Annotated in this window: 15 protein-coding genes; 11 read left to right on the top strand and 4 right to left on the bottom strand. The window is 44.8% G+C overall.

Translation table 11 applies throughout. The annotated features are described in order from the left end of the window. Positions 1–4 precede the first annotated feature (4 nt). The 7 genes from HAP68_RS09095 to HAP68_RS09065 all read left to right on the top strand — a co-directional run bounded on the left by HAP68_RS09095 (position 5) and on the right by HAP68_RS09065 (position 7,677). On the top strand, positions 5–1,708 hold the full coding sequence (locus HAP68_RS09095; protein ID WP_039251303.1) for a phage tail protein: 1,704 nt from the start codon (positions 5–7) through the stop codon (positions 1,706–1,708). A 108-nt stretch (positions 1,709–1,816) separates the two neighbouring features. Further along, a complete protein-coding gene (locus HAP68_RS09090) occupies positions 1,817–4,309 on the top strand; it encodes a peptidase G2 autoproteolytic cleavage domain-containing protein (protein WP_225562145.1) in 2,493 nt (830 codons plus the stop codon). Positions 4,310–4,326: 17 nt separating this feature from the next. Continuing rightward, the gene (locus HAP68_RS09085; protein WP_039251305.1) at positions 4,327–5,604 is read left to right on the top strand and encodes a phage baseplate upper protein; all 1,278 of its coding nucleotides are present in this window, start codon (positions 4,327–4,329) and stop codon (positions 5,602–5,604) included. Further along, positions 5,601–5,963: a hypothetical protein gene (locus tag HAP68_RS09080; protein WP_039251306.1), complete on the top strand. Its 363-nt coding sequence runs from the start codon at positions 5,601–5,603 to the stop codon at positions 5,961–5,963. The genes HAP68_RS09085 and HAP68_RS09080 overlap by 4 nt, the downstream gene beginning before the upstream one ends. Further along, the gene (locus HAP68_RS09075) at positions 5,960–6,148 is read left to right on the top strand and encodes an XkdX family protein (RefSeq protein WP_039251307.1); all 189 of its coding nucleotides are present in this window, start codon (positions 5,960–5,962) and stop codon (positions 6,146–6,148) included. The genes HAP68_RS09080 and HAP68_RS09075 overlap by 4 nt, the downstream gene beginning before the upstream one ends. Before the next feature lie 50 nt (positions 6,149–6,198). Beyond that, positions 6,199–6,621, top strand: coding sequence for a phage holin family protein (locus tag HAP68_RS09070; RefSeq protein ID WP_039251308.1), 423 nt, complete (start codon positions 6,199–6,201; stop codon positions 6,619–6,621). A gap of 42 nt (positions 6,622–6,663) precedes the next feature. Further along, complete coding sequence (locus HAP68_RS09065; RefSeq protein WP_039251309.1) at positions 6,664–7,677, top strand: N-acetylmuramoyl-L-alanine amidase; 1,014 nt, start codon at positions 6,664–6,666, stop codon at positions 7,675–7,677. Between the two features lie 44 nt (positions 7,678–7,721). Here HAP68_RS09065 and HAP68_RS09060 read toward each other — a convergent pair whose 3' ends face one another. The 4 genes from HAP68_RS09060 to HAP68_RS09045 form a co-directional block, all read right to left on the bottom strand. Further along, on the bottom strand, positions 7,722–8,465 hold the full coding sequence (locus tag HAP68_RS09060) for a hypothetical protein (protein ID WP_039251310.1): 744 nt from the start codon (positions 8,463–8,465) through the stop codon (positions 7,722–7,724). Between the two features lie 192 nt (positions 8,466–8,657). Continuing rightward, positions 8,658–9,098 carry an SMI1/KNR4 family protein gene (locus HAP68_RS09055; RefSeq protein ID WP_024085400.1) on the bottom strand — a complete coding sequence of 147 codons (441 nt, stop codon included), beginning with the start codon at positions 9,096–9,098 and terminating at the stop codon, positions 8,658–8,660. A gap of 15 nt (positions 9,099–9,113) precedes the next feature. After that, positions 9,114–10,940: a T7SS effector LXG polymorphic toxin gene (locus tag HAP68_RS09050; RefSeq protein WP_039251312.1), complete on the bottom strand. Its 1,827-nt coding sequence runs from the start codon at positions 10,938–10,940 to the stop codon at positions 9,114–9,116. Between the two features lie 342 nt (positions 10,941–11,282). Then, complete coding sequence (locus HAP68_RS09045; protein WP_015388142.1) at positions 11,283–11,825, bottom strand: IseA DL-endopeptidase inhibitor family protein; 543 nt, start codon at positions 11,823–11,825, stop codon at positions 11,283–11,285. Positions 11,826–12,053: 228 nt separating this feature from the next. On the opposite strand from HAP68_RS09045, the gene HAP68_RS09040 reads away from it, so the two are divergent. The 4 genes from HAP68_RS09040 to HAP68_RS09025 all read left to right on the top strand — a co-directional run. Further along, positions 12,054–13,442 carry an MATE family efflux transporter gene (locus HAP68_RS09040; RefSeq protein ID WP_003153854.1) on the top strand — a complete coding sequence of 463 codons (1,389 nt, stop codon included), beginning with the start codon at positions 12,054–12,056 and terminating at the stop codon, positions 13,440–13,442. Positions 13,443–13,557: 115 nt separating this feature from the next. Further along, complete coding sequence (locus HAP68_RS09035; RefSeq protein WP_024085393.1) at positions 13,558–14,526, top strand: aldose 1-epimerase; 969 nt, start codon at positions 13,558–13,560, stop codon at positions 14,524–14,526. Positions 14,527–14,544: 18 nt separating this feature from the next. Further along, on the top strand, positions 14,545–16,020 hold the full coding sequence (dacB, locus tag HAP68_RS09030) for a D-alanyl-D-alanine carboxypeptidase/D-alanyl-D-alanine endopeptidase (protein WP_024085392.1): 1,476 nt from the start codon (positions 14,545–14,547) through the stop codon (positions 16,018–16,020). A gap of 479 nt (positions 16,021–16,499) precedes the next feature. Then, on the top strand, positions 16,500–19,471 hold a 2,972-nt coding region (locus HAP68_RS09025), incomplete at its 3' end, for a non-ribosomal peptide synthetase (protein WP_192580579.1).

Below are 19,471 nucleotides of genomic sequence, written 5' to 3'. Positions count from 1 at the left end.
TGACATGGCTGTGGCTGACTTTATTAAAAGCCTGGTACCCGGGGCGAAAAAGGTATGCAAAAAATATAATGTCCTTGCCAGCCTTGTCATTGCTCAAGGCTGTCTGGAAAGCGGGTTCGGCACGAGCGGCCTTTCCAAACAAGCTTACAATTTGTTTGGGATAAAGGGAACCTATAACGGAAAATACGTGTTGATGTGGACCAGCGAGCAGGACAAATACGGAAATGTTGAGAGGGTACAAGCTAAATTCAGAAAGTACCCTTCATATGCTGAGAGTTTGGCAGATCTGGGAAGCTTGTACACTCGTCTTGATCGGTATAAAGCAGTGGTAGGGGAAACGGATTATAAAAAAGCATGCCGAGCCGTTCAAAAAGCTGGCTACGCAACAGACATCAACTATGCTAATAAATTAATTACCATGATCGAACAGTATAAGTTGATGCAATATGATGATACGTCAGAATTGCCGAACGAGCCTGATGATCCAGAATCCCCGGAGACCCCAGAAGAGGAACCGAGTTTTCCAAGTAAAGAATACGCGGGTAACGACATCCCTCTTAATAAAAAACTGCCGTCAGATGTGGACTTTCCTCAGCTGCATGTTTCCACGAAAGACGGAAATGACGTTGTGGAAGTAACAGGCGTGATCGTTGATCTTACAGACGATACTACCGGGAAAAAGAGCTTTACCTTTACAATTACCAAAACAGAGAGCAATGCGACTGAATTCGATTTACTGGTCAATGACAATATTCTTTACATTGACGAAAGAAGATTCAAACAACAAAAATACTATATTACAGATGTAGACTTGAAGCAGGCTAAAAACGTCCTGACAAAAACAATCACGGCCAATCATATTTTTACCGTTTTTCTTGCTGAGAACCAAGTAAATGACACTGTAACAAAGAAACTGACCGTAAAAGAGGCCTTTGACATTGCGTTAAAAGGTACTGATTTTTCATATGTGCTGGAAGAGCCTGAAAGCAAATTCGCCACCGCCGAAGAAGAGAATTTCGGTGATAAAAACTCCACCGAATTAATAGATCAGCTCATAAATGATTATGAGTTAGAGCTTGACGTGGATAATTATAAAATTCATGTCTATAAGAAAATGGGGAAAGAGATTCCTTTCACATTTGACTCCCGTTATAATATGCCGGGCATCAGTATCAAAACCAACTCGCAAAACTGCTCTACCCGTGCATGGGGATATGGTGCGATGTCTAAAGACAGTAAGAGCACAGACAAAAAACCGAAATACGTATTTGAGCCGATCTTGTACATCCATCCAGAGGAAAAGAAATTTCTGCGGGAAGGTAAGCCGAAGTGGGCCGACCCGATCAGAGACGAAACTATAAAAAAGTCGGGCAGCATGGTTTCTGCGCTGAAAAAACATGTGAATCCATATCCGGAAACAGTCGTCAGTGTAGATTATCAATATGTATACGAACCGAAATTGATCAAAATTGAAAAGCCGTTCTGGAAAGGCGATACAGTCCACATTTTAGCCGACACAGCAGACGGAACGACTTATGAGGATGATGTGCGGCTCTTAACGATTCAATACAATCCGCTAAATCCATACAGCAGCCCGAAGCTGACTTTTGCTAATTTCAGAAAAGACATACAAGATATTGCGGTGAATCAGGCGAAGAAGCTGAGAGAACAAAAACGATATATTGATCAAATACTGACAGCGCTTTGATAGGCGTTTTTTATTTTGTCGAAAAGGAGAGTGAATACAGTGTTGAGGTTGAAAAAAAATTACGATACCACTAGAAACTCTCGCTATGAGGATGAGCTATCTGGTGATATGGAAGCGATCGAGAGAAGCGTAAACGGACTTGAAAGTGAAATTACCCGTCATAAGAAAGCTGCTACGGCGCATACATCTGAGCAAATTGATCACGGGGGCTTTTCTTTACGAACTTATATTGACGGCCTGTATAATCGGGTGCGTAATCTCATTCTTAATGCCGACGGGACAAATGTAAAAGAAGTAGTGGACGCCCGTGTTAATGCTGATGGAGAAATTGCTCCACTGTTGAAAGAGCGTCTTGATAAGGAATATAACAAACTTCTGCGTAAAATCACCAGAAACGTTAACGTAGACGACTACGGGGCCGACCCTACCGGGGAGACAGACAGCACAGAAGCATTCAAAAGAGCGATCGGAAACGGAAAGGTGCGGCTCAATCTATCAGCCGGCGAATACGTGATAAGAGGCGTCAAACTGCCGTCATGGACGTATTTGATCGGCCAGGGCATGGGCGTCACCACTCTGAAGCTGCACGAGGACACGCCGGCCAGTGAGTGGGTTGTCACAAATGCTGATCATGCGAAAGGCAACCGGAATATCGTTGTGGAAGGTATGTCGCTTGACTGGAATCCTGATCGCCAGGGCGGCGTAGGCGCAACCGGTGGTGTACATTCAAGCTGTCTGCTTTTTGCGCAAGTAAAGTTTGGCATTGCACGTGGTGTTGAAGGCATTAACCCAGGTTTGCATTGTTTTGATGTATCAGCGCCTTCTTATAACATCACAGCAAAAGATTACACGGCAACAGGGAGCAAATATATTTGGATCGACAAGTGTGTTGGCTCTGGGTATGGTGACGACGGCATTACGACCCATTACAGCGAGTATGTTTTCATCACAAACAATGTGATGACGAATCCGCGCGGTACTGCACACCGTAAAGGCGGAGCCAATTCAAACGGAATTGAAGTGGACGACGGCTCTAAGCATGTCTGGGTTATAGATAATTATACGGAGGGGAATGTGCGGGGCGTAGAGGTAAAAGCTCATAAGGAATGGCCGGCACCGAGTGACGTTCACATTCGCGGTCATGAATCATTTCGTGACGTTCGCTCATTTGATTTACGGCATATTGATCACCATCTTGTAAAAGACCCTTGGAGCGAGACGGCTCGTGATGTGACGTTAGTAGACTGCACATCCCGTGAACCCGTCTATAATTCGCTTTATGAAGGATTAGCTCCGAAAGCCCTTGTCGTTTCGGCGTACCAGCGTGTTCAGATAATCGGTTTTAAAGCGATTGGCGATCCGACATATGACTACAAAGACGGCTCGATCATTGCCTTCCAGTATAAAAGCAGGAAGATAACAGTAAACAACTTGCACATTACCGGATTTAAAAAGGCTGATTGTGACATTTATATCACCGGCGGCGATCAGATGACCGACGATGTATTTATTTCTGATTTTGTTATCCATGATTCCGCAAGAACCGGCATCGCGATAGGGGGCGGCGTGCGTAATGTCAACTTGTTAAATGGCCTTCTGCATGTAGCAAGCGGAACGGCCGGCATCACCTCTCCGAACACCCAGACCAATATTTTTCTTGTCAGAGCTTACGGTTATAAGGATGCAGCTGTCCTTGCCGGAGAAAAGCATTCAGTAGTTCCGAATAACGTCAAGGGAGGATTTCGAGCAGCTTCCAGCTCGGGCCATGCACTTACGAAGTACAGTGCGATTATTGCGTGTACGGGGGCGACGTATGCGAAGGGTGAGCGCAATTTGCTTGCGGGTAATGCTGGCGGCTCTTCTTCTGAGGGTTCACGCAACGGCGTCATGTTTTCATATGACTCTCACACAACAGGAGATGGGGCGTCCGCGGGTGTCATGTTCTCCAAGGCCACTAAGAACAGCAAATCTTACACAATGGTTTTAGGCCATGGAAACGGCAAAGCCTCGGAAGCCAACAAAAAAATTGAATTAAACGCAAAGGGCGGAACAGTGCGGTCCACCGGCGCAATAGAAAGCGTATCGAATTTAAAAGACTTGGCGGAGTATTTTGAATCAGCTGACGGAACAAAGATAGAGGCATCTTATCTTGTAGCGTTAGAGGGCGACAAAATCCGAAAAGCTCAAGAAGGCGACAAGATACTAGGGGTCGTTTCCAAGACTGCCGGCGTTGTGCTCGGCGGAGCTGCCTTCTATTGGAATGATCGTTTTCTTCGTGATGAATTTGGGGGCATTATCTACCGGGAAGTATTTGACGGTGACGACATCATTACGATTCCAGCTGAGAACCCGAACTATGATCCGGAAGCTGAGTACAAGCCACGAGAGGAAAGAGACGAATGGCATATTATCGGTTTGATTGGTCAAGTCTTTGTGCGGGTTGATGATACTGTTAACGTCGGTGACAGCGTTTCAGCAGTTGACGGCATCGCCACAAAGGCGGAAAGCGGCGGCTACGGAACCGTTATGAAATTAGATACACCTTATGATGCGAAGAAAGGCTACGGCGTGGCTCAAATGATGGTTACGCCGCAGCACTAAGGGGGGGATAAACGACGATGTATAAAACGGGCAGCGTGCCGATCAACATTAATACAAATCCAATCAATGGCCGGAGTACAAATATACAATTTATGACGCAGGACACTGGCAGCGCAAAGCTGTTTTTTTCTTTTATAAAGGATGGTGTACCGTTGCCTCTGTCAGCCGTAGACGCAAAAATCGTTCTCCTGTATGATGATGGATCGTTTTATAAAAAGAGCCTTACCATCACTGACAAGATAAATGGCACGGCGGAATATGTGTTGTCGAATGCAGAACTCAAGCATTACGGGACGGTTAAGGCTGAAATCAAACTATATTACACGAACGGGCAAGCGCTGGCGACTTCTTTTTTTACTTTCTCTATCGCCAAAACGTTAGAGGATCAGAACATCATCCCAACAGCTGACTATTACATTGACGATTTTGAAACGCTGAAAGACGGGATAAAACACATCGTCGAAGAAATCAGCCAGACTGTCGAGGAATTGAGAAAGAAATTTGCTGACCTGGAATCCATTGAAACGAAAGAGGGCGCGCAGCAAAAGGCGGATGCTGCAGAGGAAAACGCCAAGTCTTACACAAACGAACATGCAAAAGATAACGTGAAACACATCACGGCTGCCGAGAGAAAAGAGTGGAATGCCAAGGAAACCCCTTCCGGCGCGCAGGATAAAATAAACGCCCATGCGAACGATGCAGATATGCATGTTTCTGCAACAGATCGGAAGTCTTGGGACGCCAAGGAAACCCCTTCCGGCGCTCAAGATAAAGTAAACAAGCATGCAAATAATGAAGACATTCACGTTAACAAACCTTTTAAAGATACATTGGAAGAGTTATCAAAGCTGTTCACAGCAGATTTTAAAGAAAAACTGGAAGAGTTATTACAACAGTTCACTGCCCATAGTTATAATCAAATTCGGCACATCTCTGCAGCTGAACGGAAGACATGGAACGGAGCCGCCACCTATGCTAACATCATGCTGAAGAACGGAGCCGCCGCAGGGACACGAACGCCTATATACGCAAAATGGGGGCCTCTTATCTTATTAAGGGGGCATGTTAGAACTGAACCAGAAATCATATTCGGCTCCATCCCCGAGGAATACGCACCAGCTGGCGGTGGCGTTTATACACTTCCGTTAAGTGGTACAGGTGGCACGGCCAATTTAATCATTTATGATAATGGGGATTTAAAAATAAAATACCCGGACCCGGCGGACTCAAGTAAGATGGGCGGAGGCTATTATCTGGATGTGGTCGTGGGCTTTCAGGAAGGAGGGACAGCATGATTCAGGTTTATGAATACGATGAAAATTTCATTTTGACCAAACCCGTTCAGATTGAGCCTGATGAAGAAGGTAACTATACAATCCCTGAGAATTGTACAACCGTCCAGCCTCCGTCTTTCATAAAGGCGATGTATCATCCGGCTGAGAAGACATGGACGGAGGCGGCCACCCAGGAAGAGAAAAAAGCCTTGGAAAAGCAAATTGAAAGCGGGCGGGTACCTTCTCCCGTTGATGAGTTGAAAGCTCAGAACGCGGCCATTACAACGCAGCTTGCAGAAGCTCAAAGTCTGGCCGAGTCACAAGCGCAAATGATAGCCAATCTTTATCTGATACTAGCGGAGGGAGGGAAAGGAGAATGATGGATTGGTTTACAAGCGTTAAAACAATCTATGGATGGGGGCCGCAGTATTACAGTAATGAAGACGTGGCCCGTTTTGTTGAGTGGGGGAGAATTACAGAAGATGAATACAATAAAATAACCGGCTTGACCTATCCGATGACAAAACAGCCTGTCAGTGTGGATTTAGGCGGCGCCGCAAACTGATCGACACCCCAGAGGTGTTTTTATTTTGCCTCGAAGGAGGTGATTAATAATTGGAGGGAATATACGTGTGGATGAATTTTGAGAGCTTACAGATCGCAAGAACATATCTTTTCGGGGAGGTGAAATACCTTGATTTACTTTTGATCCTCAGCATCTTGGATGTTATCACCGGCATTATTAAAGCGTGGAAAATGAAGCAGCTCCGGAGCCGCAGCGCGTGGTTTGGGTATGTTCGAAAGATGCTGAGTTTTATGGTGGTCATTGTCGCCAACATTATTGATACGATAACAAATTTGAACGGTGTTCTGACCTTTGGAACCGTTCTTTTTTATATTGCAAATGAGGGCCTATCCATCACGGAGAATTTGGCGCAGATCGGTGTTAAAATTCCGGCCGTCATCACTGACCGGCTTCACGTGATTGAAAGCGACAACGATCAGAAAACAGAAAAAGAGGAAAAAGCTGCTGAGTAAATTCAGCGGCTTATTTTATTACTCAAAAGGAGACGATGAAACATGGTGAAAATCACTAAAGACTTTATTCCAACGGGGCACAATAACAGACCGGGATACGCAATGAACCCGGCATACATCACAGTTCATAACACGGCAAACACGGCACAAGGGGCAAGCGCAGCCATGCACGCCCGTTATGAGAAAAATCCGGAAACACCCACCAGCTGGCACTTTACGGTAGACGACAAAGAGATTTATCAGCATCTGCCATTGAATGAAAACGGATGGCACGCGGGAGACGGAAACCGCGGAACTGGCAACCGGAAATCTATCGGCATTGAAATTTGCGAGAATAGCGATGGGGATTTTGAGAAAGCCGTGGCAAATGCTCAATGGCTGATCAAAAAGCTCATGAAGGAGCAGGGCATTTCCTTTGCAAACGTGGTCCCTCACCAGCACTGGTCCGGCAAGTATTGTCCACGCAAGCTGCTTGATCGATGGGACTCCTTTAAAGCATGTATCAGCGGCGCCCCGTCTAAAACGGTAAATTCTCCTGTTGATAAAACAAAAGAATCTTATATTAAAAATACAGTTGTTGCTGACAGCCTTAATGTGAGAACTCAACGCAATGCCAACTCGTCTATTGTGCTTGCTCTTCCTAAAGGTTCGACTGTCCAATATAAAAAAGGATCGACTCAAAATGGTTGGGGTTACATTAAATATACCAATTCTAAAGGAGCCACATACAGCGGTTACGTTAACGTAAGATATATCAAGAGTGATGCAGAGTTAGGGAAAACCTCTTCAAAATCTGCTCCTGCTAAACCTTCAAACAAGACTAGCGGGGGTATTAAGTCTGTAGGCAAAATTAAAATTGTTGGTGTTAAAAGTGCAGCCATTATTATGGACAAACCAGACCGTAAAAATGCCAAGAATGTGGATACGATTGGTCTCGGCAAGACAATTAACATCTCAGGTTCTGTTAAAGGTTCAAACAACTCTAAAGGCTATTGGGAAGTCATCCACGACGGCAAACGGCGGTATGTGTCTGGACAATATGGGGAAATGGTTTAAGTAAAACGCTTTTGAAATAATGAAAAAGCCCCCAAAAGGGGCTTTTATTTTGGTTCAATATTTATAATTAACGACATTTGAGGAATTTTAGCTAGTGTAACAAGATAGTCACCATCAAATACCTCAAGTGTATTTTGCTCGCTTTTTAGAAGGTCGTTTACATGCTTAATATCAATTCCTAAAGCATGAAAAACCGTAAGTGTATTAACCAGGCCTATTTGAGAAGCCATATTATCTGAACCAGAAGTGGATAAATGTAAACGGTAGAATTTATGATTCTTGTCATACCATGCTTCCAAAGTGAAAGTTCCACCGGAGTTATCAGTTTCTGTTTTCAGTTCTCTGGTGTAAATTGTACCATCTTTGGCTTCGGTAAGTTCAAAGTCTCCGATATTATCTTTATTAATACGATTGAGACCAGAGGATTCAATATCTTCATCACTTTCAATATCTCGAGTCGCTTCATTGAAAGACTGTACAAATTCTTCAGGACTGAAGTTAAATTCTTTTTGGTTATCTTCAACACTCCGGACGTCAGAGTCTTCCTCGTCTTCAGAATACATTGGCTCCTCTTCTGTACTTTCTGTGGCAGCAGTGACATCCTCAGTTTTGGTTTCGTGAGACTCTCGATTCAACGCACCCATAATGAAAAAAAGAGATAAAGCCAAAACAAGGCTTATTGGAGCTATTTGTTTACCTATTTTCTTAGTTTTTTCAAAGAAGATAAAAATCAATGCTGTAATAAAGACAAAGGTTGCTAATGTTGCAACAATACCAAGAATAATCATATGATCCCCCTCTTATTTTAAAACGAACGTTTACATTTTAAAGCAAAGGAGGATTCATTTCTATGCTTTGTAAAGGATTTGATAATGATTGGAATTGCGAACCGAAGACAAAAGCAATACTGGAAATATTATCGAAATAACAAAAAACCCTTCTCAAAAGGGAAGGGCTTTGTTTATATGGACTTTTTGTTTCTATTCTTCGTAGAGCTTATCTACCAATTCCGTAAACGAATTACATATATGACTCAGAGCACCCTCTGGATTTTCAAATGCAATTTCATGATCCCAAAAAACAAGAGGGGGATTACTATGATTCTTTCTAAAATCGAAACAGATCTCATTACCAAACACATCATCCGCAATAGGAATTACTTTATCAGGCATTCTGCCGTCTCGATAACGATTAGAAACGTTAATTATGTATGACTCACTATCCTCATGAAAACTATGTAAGTATCCGAAAGCAATCCCTTTTCTTCCTTCAAAATCAAAAGTCTCAGGAGTTGGTGTTGCGCCAGAATAACTTTTGACATATTCTAAGTAATCTTTTGGGAACTTTACTTGTAGCGTATTTTCTACTTCTTGAATTTCTTCGTTACTGATAGGATGTTCTCCGAAATCCCATTCAACCATGTTATTACTCTCCTTTTATCTGTATTCGGAACCTCCGCCCCAGATGTTTCTTCCACCAGTGTGACCTGTTTTACCATGTATATCTGAATCAACTAGCTGCATTATACCTTCATTTTGATGATGATGCCACGTAAACCCTTTTGGTTTTTTCCCTTTTAAAATTTGCTTCAACTGCATTTCTGTAAAGTGATTTTTCAACTCGGGATTTTTGTTGATTTCTTGCAACAGGAGTTCGGTTGCTTTTTTAAACTGTACAGTATCTTTTTCAAGATATAATGACTTATCAATTTTCACTTCTGCAACGGGCTCAAATATTGGAAAACCATTTTTATCATAGGGTATACCTGTTATAGGATGCACATCATTTTTTAAATGACCATTTTTTAAGTTAGTTGTTACTGTATTTCCAAAGGCATCTTTATGTGTGAACGGCGCGGCCTGTGTCAGCATATCTTGCTTTTTTTGAATTTCTTTCTTTAAAAGCGGGGTGTTTTTTACATTATGGGTGTTTTCAATATCTTTTGCTATTCCAACAAGGGCAGGTTCGTTTTTATTTTTCAATAAAGAGTTGATATAGTCTGTTCCGTTCTTTATTCCTGTGTGTACATGGCTTGCAGCGCCAGGCTCCAATAATTTTCCCACCTTGGAGAAGCCTGTTTTTGCGAGTTTGTTTGATACTTTAACCGTCGAGCCCACACCTTTCAGGCCGACAAGGCTGCCCACCGCATAGGAGACATAGTGCGCTCTAGAGTACGTATCACCATTCACCATTTGATCATTCCACGAATCGGCTAGGTTTGTCCATATGATTTTTGCGTAAGACGGAGTATTCAATACGGTAGAAATCGTTTTAACAACCTTTTGTTCATCAGAGAGCTGATAAAAGTCCCAGGCGCCGACAGCGAGGTCTTTCAGACCTAACACAGTATCTTTCCCAACATCATAAAGGCCGACTGCAACCCCTTTGAAACCGTCTGTGAGTTCTTGCGTGTTTTCAATTTGAGTGAAATAACGCTGCTGTTCTTTTGTCAGGTTTTCATAGCCGATTGTTTTAGCCATTGAGTAGAACTCATCGGCATTCGCATAGTCGAAATTGTTTAGCCTTTCTTTTAGTTTTTCAACCTCACGTTCTCTTGCTTCTTCTTTCTTAATCGTAAGGTAAGCATCCGAATGCCTAGCAATCTCGCCTTTTTTCTTATGGATGTCGCTTTCACGGTACGCCTTGGCATTGTAATGAAGCGGAGTTGCGCTTTTTCCTTTGCCCGTGGCGTTTTGAAGCTGCTGGAAGTCAGCTTGGATGAACTGTTCGTTCGCTTCGGTTTCTGCGTATTCTTTCGTTAGATCGTGATCAAGCTTGCCGAGCTTATGTATGGTTTCGCTTCTTTTTTTGTCAGCTGAAGAGAGCTTCTGATCCATGTTTTCGGTTGAAAACAGATCAAGCGAGATGATGTCTTCGATCTCTCCGAGGATGGAGCGCATGTCCTTTTTCTGCTCTTCCATAATCGCCTTTGATTTACTGAGGGCATGGGTGAGCTCGTGCTCGAGAAAAGATTCTTCTACATGAGATTCGGAAAGGCCTGCGTCTTCGACTTTGCCGGGAAGGCTTGTGAGAAATGCGATTTTCATATCGATCAGATCAAGCCAGCTGTCTGTGACGCCGGCGTGGTCCTGGAAAAAGGCTTTGATGTTATCTGCGCCCCGGCCAGAGAAATCGCCGTCACCGAGATCAGCCATGCCTTGAAATGCTTTTTTCAGGTTAACCATCTGGCCGCGGAGTTCTTTATATTCGTTTGCGCGTTGTTTAGCGGCAGAAAGCAGGGTGGTTGCTTCAAAGATTTTCATGCTCATATCCTTTCGCGATAAAATGTTATTCAAAATTTTACCACGTTGAAACTCGGAGTAAAATGAATATCTTTAAGAATTCGAAATTTACACAGATAAAAACACTTAAAATATTTTTCACAAATTTAGCACAAGTATTGTTTAAAAAGCTTATATATCAACGAATATAGAGGTATATTGTACGTTCTCCTAGAGCGTTTTTTGTATAAGATAGGCGCAGATTAATAATGTCGGCAAGACAGAAAACCCCTTGTTATACAAGGGGTTTTTGAGTTGAATATTTCGCAAGAGCCTGGTGGAAATGATGTGAAAAAAGCCCGCTGTAAGCAAGCGGGCTTTTTCTTATATGACAGCATCAAATTGATTGACTTTCCAAACGTTGTTTTCTTTTACGAATGTTACATCGCGTTTTGCTGACGGGGAACCGTCAAGAGTCGGTACAGTGAAGCGGTATGTTTGAACGCTTCCTTTTTTAGAAAGAAGAGTCATTTTTGCTTTTTTCCAATTCAGGAGGTTATCTCCGTCGCCGACCGGAACAGCCAATTTGCCGTCTTTTACAGTGAAGTGGTAATCTTTGAGCCCTTTGTCAATCGCTTGCTTTGTAAAAGCGGGTGTCAGATATTTTACGGCTTTCGCTTTTGTTCCGAGGTCTTTGCACATAAATACGTATTGAAGATTTTGATATTCAAACGGTTCAGATGTGCAGTTTGCGTTTGATTTAAGCGCACTGCCGCTCATCGTGTTCCAGAAATGTTCTCTCGCTGACAGGGCCAGCTGAAGTGCTTGTTTTTGTGTAAGGTCATTAGGTGCATTTTTTGCGGTCGCCGCAGTGCCCAATGACAGAATCAATGTAATAGTAGTGAGGAATAATAGCCATTTTTTCATGATATAATCTCTCCTTCAATCAATCTCTTTCTCTTATGTTACAAATGTTACAATAATTACGGTAAGATTACAATACCTTTTCAGAAATATTTTCCGGACTTTTTATTTTTATGGTTTATTTCCATGTAAGACGTGAGAATAAGATAAAGAGTTTCATTGAACAAAAGGTTTTTACAAGCTGTCTGCTGAATAATAAAATGGAAGAAAATCAAAAAAGGAGTCCTACATATGGAAGTACAAGATCATTTAGAAACAGCGGAAGGCCGCGGCCAGTCTGTCTGGCGATCGATGTCACTATTTTTAGTGCCGCTGCTTTTAAGCAATGTATTGCAATCTGTCGGCCAATTGGTCGGAATGGTATTTGTCGGAAGGTGGCTCGGGGTTGATGCGCTTGCCGCCGTATCGTCTTTTTTTCCGCTGTTTTTTCTGCTGATCTCCTTTACGATCGGAATCGGTTCGGGAAGTTCCATTCTGATCGGGCAGGCTTACGGCGCGAAAAACGAAGAGAGGATGAAGGCGATTGTCGGCACTACACTGACTTTTACCTTTATGCTCGGTGTTGTTCTGGCAGTTGTCGGCAGTGTGTTTACGCTTGATATTCTGCGGCTGATGGGAACGCCGGAAAACGTAATAGATGTCAGTGTCCGATATGCGCGTATTTTGTTTTGCGCAATGCCGCTGATGTTTTTATATTTTGCGTATACGACATTTTTACGCGGAACGGGAGATTCAAAGACTCCGTTTTATACGTTAATCGTCAGTACAGTCATAAACATCGGTCTCTTGCCCTTATTGATTCTCGGGCTTTTCGGACTTCCGAAGTTCGGCATTTACGGTTCGGCGTATGCAACCGTGATTTCAAACATCGTGACATTTATCGTACTCATGGTTTATTTGCGGAAAAGGAAACATCCATTGGCATTTGACCGGACTGCGCTCCGTTCTCTTAAAATGGACAAAAAGCTGCTCGCGCTTTTACTCCGTCTCGGTATTCCGTCAAGCATCAATATGATTCTCGTATCACTTTCTGAAATTGCGGTCATTTCATTTGTCAATCATTACGGATCAAACGCGACGGCTGCTTACGGGGTCGTCAACCAAGTGGCGAGTTATGTGCAGATGCCGGCGGTAAGCCTCGGTATCGCCGTTTCAATTTTTGCCGCCCAATCCATTGGCGCCAATCAATTCGGCCGGCTGAAGCAGGTCATCAAAGTCGGCATCGGCCTGAATTATTTGATCGGCGGGGTTTTGATTGTGCTGATTTACACCTTCTCCCGGCAGATACTGGCTTTGTTTTTAACCGATCAGGATACACTCCGCATTGCCCGCAATCTGATTATGATTACCCTTTGGAGCTATCTGATTTTCGGTCACGCTCAGATTGTTTCAGCAACAATGCGGGCGAGCGGTACGGTGTTATGGCCGACGATTATCAGCATTTTTACGATTTGGGGAATTGAAGTGCCTGTGGCCTTTATTCTTTCTCATTATACGAATCTCGGCATTCTTGGCATTTGGGTCGGTTATCCGGCGGCTTTTGTCGTCAGCCTGCTGCTGCAATACGGGTATTACCGGTTTGTATGGAAGAAAAAACAGATTACCCGGCTGATTCAATAAGGTTTTACCGCACATCGCTCAATTCATACGGGCGATGTTTTTTTTAGAGAAGGAAAATGAGTTTAGAAAATGGAATTCCTATACATGCTAGAAAACAAGGAAAGGGCAGGTGCTTATGACGATTGAACATATGACTTATTTAGGAGTTTCAGCCATAAAGGCGGAGACTGATCAGGCTGAATGCATCATTGTGCCGGAGTGGGGATCAAATGTCATATCGCTTCGGGATAAAAGAACCGGTATGCGGCTTCTGAGAGAACCGGAAACTGCGGAGGAATTCCTCAAAAAACCGATGCTGTACGGCATTCCCGTTTTATTCCCGCCGAACCGGATTACGGACGGGACGTTTCGTTTTGACGGGCGCGCGTATCAATTCGAGATAAACGAAGAGGATAAACATAATCATATTCACGGCTTTCTTCACAATCAGCATTGGAAAGCGGCAGCAGCGAAAGAAGAGGGGGGTGGAATGACAGTCGAAACAGAAATTGATCTTTCAAAGATTCCCCGTGTTCATAAACAATTTCCGCACGATGTCATTGTCCGGATGACCTATACATTAAAAGACAATGTGTTTACGCAGCGGGCGCTGATTATGAATAAGGGAACGGAGGCTTTTCCTTGGGGGCTAGGCTATCATTCCACATTTGTTTTCAATGAAGAGCGATCCCGTCTATTTTTGACGGCTGACCGCATGTGGGAATTAAATGAACGTTTCGTACCGACGGGCCGTTTATTGGATGTTCCTGATAAAGAAGCGTTCCGTCATGGGATGTCTTTGAAAAATAAACAGTTTGACGATGTTTTTCTTTCTTCCGGACGGAATGGCGGCAATAACGAAGCTGTTATTTATCATCCGAATGAGAAATTATCCGTTTTGTATCAGGCAGACACGTCTTTCAAGCATTGGGTGGTATATAACGGCGACGGCAAGCAGGGGTTTGTCAGTCTTGAGCCTTATACTTCCGTTACAGATGCTTTTAATCTGAATCAGCCTGCATCACTGACAGGGCTTCAGATTCTGAAACCGGGCGAAGAAGCGGCTGCATCATCCAGGATCACCATTTTGCATGACGAAGAATAGGAAAGAGGCGGGATAACATTGAAAACATATGTGAAACGCTTGTGCGCGGTGATTCTGCTTTTGATCATTGCCGAAGTTCCTTATATTGATGATGCGGCTAAGGCGGCTGAACAAAAAAATACTTTGCAAAAAGAGCTGGAACACATTCTGGATAAAGAACCCGCTTTAAAGGGAGCTTCAGCGGGCGTCAGTGTCCGGTCAGCAAAAACAGGGGAGATGCTGTTCGGCAGCCGGGAAGATATGCGGCTGAGGCCTGCATCACTGATGAAGCTGCTGACGGCATCTGCTGCGCTTTCCGTTCTCGGAGAAGATTACACCTTTAAGACAGAAGTACGGGCAGACGGCGCCGTGAGAGGAAAACAGCTGCGCGGAAACCTTTATCTCAGGGGAAAAGGCGATCCGACCCTATTGGCTTCTGATTTTGAGAAGATGGCTAAACAGGTCAAAGCCAGAGGCATCCATGTCATTAAAGGAGATCTGGTCGGGGATGATTCGTGGTATGACGATACGAGGTATTCAGTTGATCTTCCGTGGAGTGATGAAGGCCAATATTATGGCGCGCAAGTATCAGCTCTTACCGCTTCCCCAAATGAAGATTATGATACCGGAACGGTGATTGCGGAAATCAGCCCGGCGAAACAGCCCGGTAAAAAGCCGCGCATTTCAATTTCTCCCTATACGGACATCGTTCGTGTGAAAAATGAAGTAAAAACCGTCGCTTCTGATGAAAAGAAAGAATTGACGGTTGAACGGGAGCACGGTGGCAATGTGATTACGATAAAGGGAACCATACCTGCCGGCTCGGCAAAGGCAAGAGAATGGGCGGCAGTGTGGGATCCGTCGTCCTATGCTTTAGATTTATGGAAACAAGCGCTTACTAAACAGGGTATAACTGTAAAAGGGAAAATCAGAACAGACCGAATGCCGCACCGCACCCAGCTTGTCACATCACGGTCATCCATGCCTCTTTCAGAATTATTGATCCCGTTTATGAAACTGAGCAACAACGGGCACGCCGAAATTCTGATCAAGGAAATGGGAAAAGTGAAAAAAGGGGAGGGCAGCTGGGAAAAGGGCTTGGACGTGATGAAATCGGAGCTCAAATCGTTCGGGCTCAATCCGGATGAATTGATTGCAAGAGACGGATCCGGCGTTTCTCATATTAACGGCGTATCCGCCGGCCAAATCGGAGAGCTTTTGTATGCGGTTCAGAAAGAGAAGTGGTACCCGGCTTTCCTTCGTTCGCTCCCTGTCGCCGGTGCAAGCGACAGAATGACGGGAGGCACTCTTCGGAACCGGCTGAAGAATACTCCGGCAGAGGGCAAAATTAAAGCAAAAACCGGGTCACTAACATCAGTCAGTTCGATTGCCGGCTATGCAGACACAAAAACAGGAGATACGCTTATTTTTTCCGTGCTTCAAAACGGGCTGCTTGACGAAGATGACGGAAAAGACATTGAAGACAAAATCGCAGTCGTGCTGGCAAATCAATAAGAAGGGCCGGATCCTTAGAGGGTTCGGCTTTTTTGATGTCTGTAAAACATTATATTGCGATTATGAATCAATCTTTTCAAAAAGTAATATCGGCAACATTCTTCCTTTTTTTTACATGATACTTTCTTACTTGTTCACTGATTTTTCATTTTTTATCATAAAATTTCTTTTCGGAAAGCAAAACCTTTTTAAAAGCGCAATTAATTATACATTTTATTCCTTATTATAGTGTTTTAGAACCAGTTTGCAGTGTACATACATACTGTTTTACATGGTATAAAAATTATAGAAATGAAGAAGTGAAGTGAGGAATATATACTATATTCTAAAAAATGTTAGAAAAAATTTAATTTTTTATTGTGATTTCTAAAATATGTTTTAAAATAATGCTTATATGGATGATTTAGTCATATGCTGTCGAAATTTAATTGTAATTATTTCACTTTCTTATCCTCTTAAATTGAAATGGAGGGATTCCATTGAAGAACACTGTTTATTCTTTAACTCACGCCCAAAGAAGAGTCTGGTTTACAGAGCTGCTCGAGCCGGGCACAAGTATCTGCAATCTTGCGGCGTGCGTCAAATTCAGGGGGAATATCGACTTTGACGTATTGCGCCGTGCTTTAGATTTCTCTATCTTGCAAAATGATTCGCTCAGGTTTCAACTGACGGAAGGGGACGGCTCAGAACCCCAGCTGTATCTGGCCGGGCATCGGCCGATTTCTTTAGAGACCGTTGATTTTACTCATATTGATCAATCAGAGCGGGATGCATGGATTGACAAACAGACGCGTGTTCCGTTCAAGCTGTTTCATTCACCGCTGTATCATTTTACTCTGCTTGTCATGTCAGACGAAGAAGTTTGGCTTTATTCAAAATTTCACCATATTATTATGGACGGCATCTCGCTCAATCTGCTTGGCAATCAGCTCATTGAAATCTACCAAAAAATCATGCGAAGCGAGGATTTGGCCGAACACCAAAGCCCTTCCTATCTCAGCTACATGGAAAAAGAACAGCAATACTTACAGTCTTCCCGTTTTCAAAAAGACCGTTCATTTTGGACTGAAACATACCGAACCGTTCCGGAACACCTTTCACTGGCGGAACGAACCTCTCATCTTAGACAAAGCACTGCAGCTTCAAGAGATACAATCACTCTTTCCCACTCCTTAGAACAATCAATCCGGCGTTTTTGCAAAGATCATAATGTCAGCATCATCTCTCTGTTTATGGCTTCGTTATACATATGCATCAGCCGTCTGACGGCTAAAAAGGATATTGCCATCGGTACTTATTACGGAAACCGCGGTTCCAAGCTCGAAAAGGATATGCTCGGCATGTTCGTCAGCACGCTGCCGATCAGAATGACGGCAGATCCGGATGCGGAGTTCGTGTCTTTTGTCCGCAGTGTAGGAAAACAGCAGCTGTCTGTTATGCGGCACCAGAAATATCCTTACAATCTTTTTGTCAATGAATTAAGGCAGATTCATCACGACCTGCAAAATATCATCGGGATTTCGATGCAATACCAGCCTCTCGCGTGGCGTCAGGCAGAAGGTTTCGATTATGAAACGGCGATGTTTTTCAGCGGGCATACGGCAAATGAGCTGTCCATTTTAATTAAGGAGCGGACAGATACGGGATTGATTGAGCTGAATTTTGATTATCAATCCGCTTTATTTACTAAAACATCGATTAAACGAATTCAAACTCATTTGCTGACGATCGTTGAAAATGCCGTTAGAAATCCAAACCGGCTGATTCGGCATATTGATATGGCGGATGAAAAAGAAAAGAAACGGGTGTTAACTGCGTTTAACCATACAGAAACGGCTGAACCGCCGGCCCCGACGCTTCACGGGCTGTTTGCCCGCCGCGCCGCGCTTTCGCCGCATCGTCCGGCGCTCCGTTTTCCGGGCGGTATGCTGACGTACGCTGAGCTTGACCAGTACACAGACAGGCTCGCCGTTCGGCTCCGCCAAAAAGGCATCCGCAAAGAAAGCATGGTCGGCGTACTCGCTGAACGCTCGCCGGAGATGGCGGTTTCAGTGCTTGCCGTGTTAAAAGCGGGCGGCGCCTACGTGCCGCTTGACCCGGACTATCCTGAGGACAGGCTGCGCTATATGCTTGAGGACAGCGGCGCTTGTCTCCTGCTTGCACAGCCGGGGTTATCCGTTTCCGGTTTTTCCGGTGAAACGCTAGAAGCGTCTCTTTCTTCTCTGACAAGTGAGACGGAGACAGGGGCTGTCTCTGACGAAGCGGATGCTGATTCGCTCGCTTATATCATTTATACGTCCGGTTCGACGGGAACACCGAAGGGAGTGGCTGTTGAACACCGTCAGGCCGCCGCCTTTTTATCAGGGATGCAAGGGCAGTTTCCGTTAACGGAAGAGGATATTATTGTGCTGAAATCATCCTTTTCATTCGACGCCTCCATCTGGCAATTGTTTTGGTGGACGATGTCAGGCGCCTCCGTGTATCTGCTTCCTGCCGGCTGGGAGAAAGATCCTGTGCGGATGATTGAAGCGTTTGCCTCAGAAAAGGTGACGACCGCGCATTTTATTCCGGCGATGGTCAACAGCTTTTTAGACGCGCTGGAAACGGAGCCTGAGGAAACAAGAACACGCCTCGGCAGAACACTGACACGCGTGTTCGCCGGAGGGGAAGCTCTTTCCCCGCTTACGGCTGCCCGGTTTGCCGATCTTCTGCCGGAGACCATGCTTATTCACGGCTATGGACCGACGGAAGCGACGGTTGATGCGGCGTTTTACGTCTGTGACCGAAAACAGGACAGCGGACGAACGCGGCTTCCGATCGGAAAACCCGTTCCGGGTGCCCGTCTGTATGTATTAGATAGCGGAGGAACCATCCAGCCTGCGGGCGTGGCAGGAGAGCTGTACATCGCGGGGACCGGCGTGGCCCGGGGCTATCTGAACCGCCCTGAGCTGACGGAGGAGCGCTTTGTCGTTGATCCGTTTTATCCGGGAGAACGCATGTATCAGACGGGCGATATCGCACGCTGGACAGAAGACGGCCTTGTCGAATGGCTTGGGCGTTCAGACGGACAGGTGAAAGTCCGCGGCTACCGGATTGAACCGGGGGAAATCGAAGCGGCGATCCGGCGCATCGACGGCATTCGTGAGGCGGCGGTCACCGCCCGGACCGAACACGGCGAAACCGCGCTTTACGCCTATATCGAAGGACGAAAAAGCGATGACGTGCGGGCAGAGCTTGCGGCACGCCTTCCGGCCTACATGATGCCGGCTCAGTTTATAGAGATGAGCGAATGGCCGGTCACGCCGAGCGGAAAGCTTGACCGCCGCGCGCTGCCGGCTCCCGGCGGATCGGCAGACAGACAGGCGTACACCGCCCCGCGGAACGTCACGGAAATGAAGCTTTGCGCCCTTTGGGAAGAGGTGCTGAAAAACGGCCCCGTCGGCATCCGGGA

Origin of the sequence: Bacillus sp. Bvel1, assembly GCF_014872755.1 — a bacterium.
In the GTDB taxonomy this organism is placed as follows: domain Bacteria; phylum Bacillota; class Bacilli; order Bacillales; family Bacillaceae; genus Bacillus; species Bacillus velezensis.
Note: the sequence above shows the minus strand (reverse complement) of the source record. Positions and strands in the feature narration are given on the sequence as shown.

What these genes read in the sequence shown, in the direction of transcription:
- HAP68_RS09075 (WP_039251307.1), top strand. Translation starts at nt 5,960, where the DNA reads ATGATGGATTGGTTTACAAGCGTTAAAACAATCTATGGATGGGGGCCG.
- HAP68_RS09035 (WP_024085393.1), top strand. Translation starts at nt 13,558, where the DNA reads ATGACGATTGAACATATGACTTATTTAGGAGTTTCAGCCATAAAGGCG.
- HAP68_RS09045 (WP_015388142.1), bottom strand. Translation starts at nt 11,825, where the DNA reads ATGAAAAAATGGCTATTATTCCTCACTACTATTACATTGATTCTGTCA.
- HAP68_RS09090 (WP_225562145.1), top strand. Translation starts at nt 1,817, where the DNA reads ATGGAAGCGATCGAGAGAAGCGTAAACGGACTTGAAAGTGAAATTACC.
- HAP68_RS09040 (WP_003153854.1), top strand. Translation starts at nt 12,054, where the DNA reads ATGGAAGTACAAGATCATTTAGAAACAGCGGAAGGCCGCGGCCAGTCT.
- HAP68_RS09095 (WP_039251303.1), top strand. Translation starts at nt 5, where the DNA reads ATGGCTGTGGCTGACTTTATTAAAAGCCTGGTACCCGGGGCGAAAAAG.
- HAP68_RS09080 (WP_039251306.1), top strand. Translation starts at nt 5,601, where the DNA reads ATGATTCAGGTTTATGAATACGATGAAAATTTCATTTTGACCAAACCC.
- HAP68_RS09055 (WP_024085400.1), bottom strand. Translation starts at nt 9,098, where the DNA reads ATGGTTGAATGGGATTTCGGAGAACATCCTATCAGTAACGAAGAAATT.
- HAP68_RS09060 (WP_039251310.1), bottom strand. Translation starts at nt 8,465, where the DNA reads ATGATTATTCTTGGTATTGTTGCAACATTAGCAACCTTTGTCTTTATT.
- HAP68_RS09050 (WP_039251312.1), bottom strand. Translation starts at nt 10,940, where the DNA reads ATGAAAATCTTTGAAGCAACCACCCTGCTTTCTGCCGCTAAACAACGC.
- HAP68_RS09085 (WP_039251305.1), top strand. Translation starts at nt 4,327, where the DNA reads ATGTATAAAACGGGCAGCGTGCCGATCAACATTAATACAAATCCAATC.
- HAP68_RS09065 (WP_039251309.1), top strand. Translation starts at nt 6,664, where the DNA reads ATGGTGAAAATCACTAAAGACTTTATTCCAACGGGGCACAATAACAGA.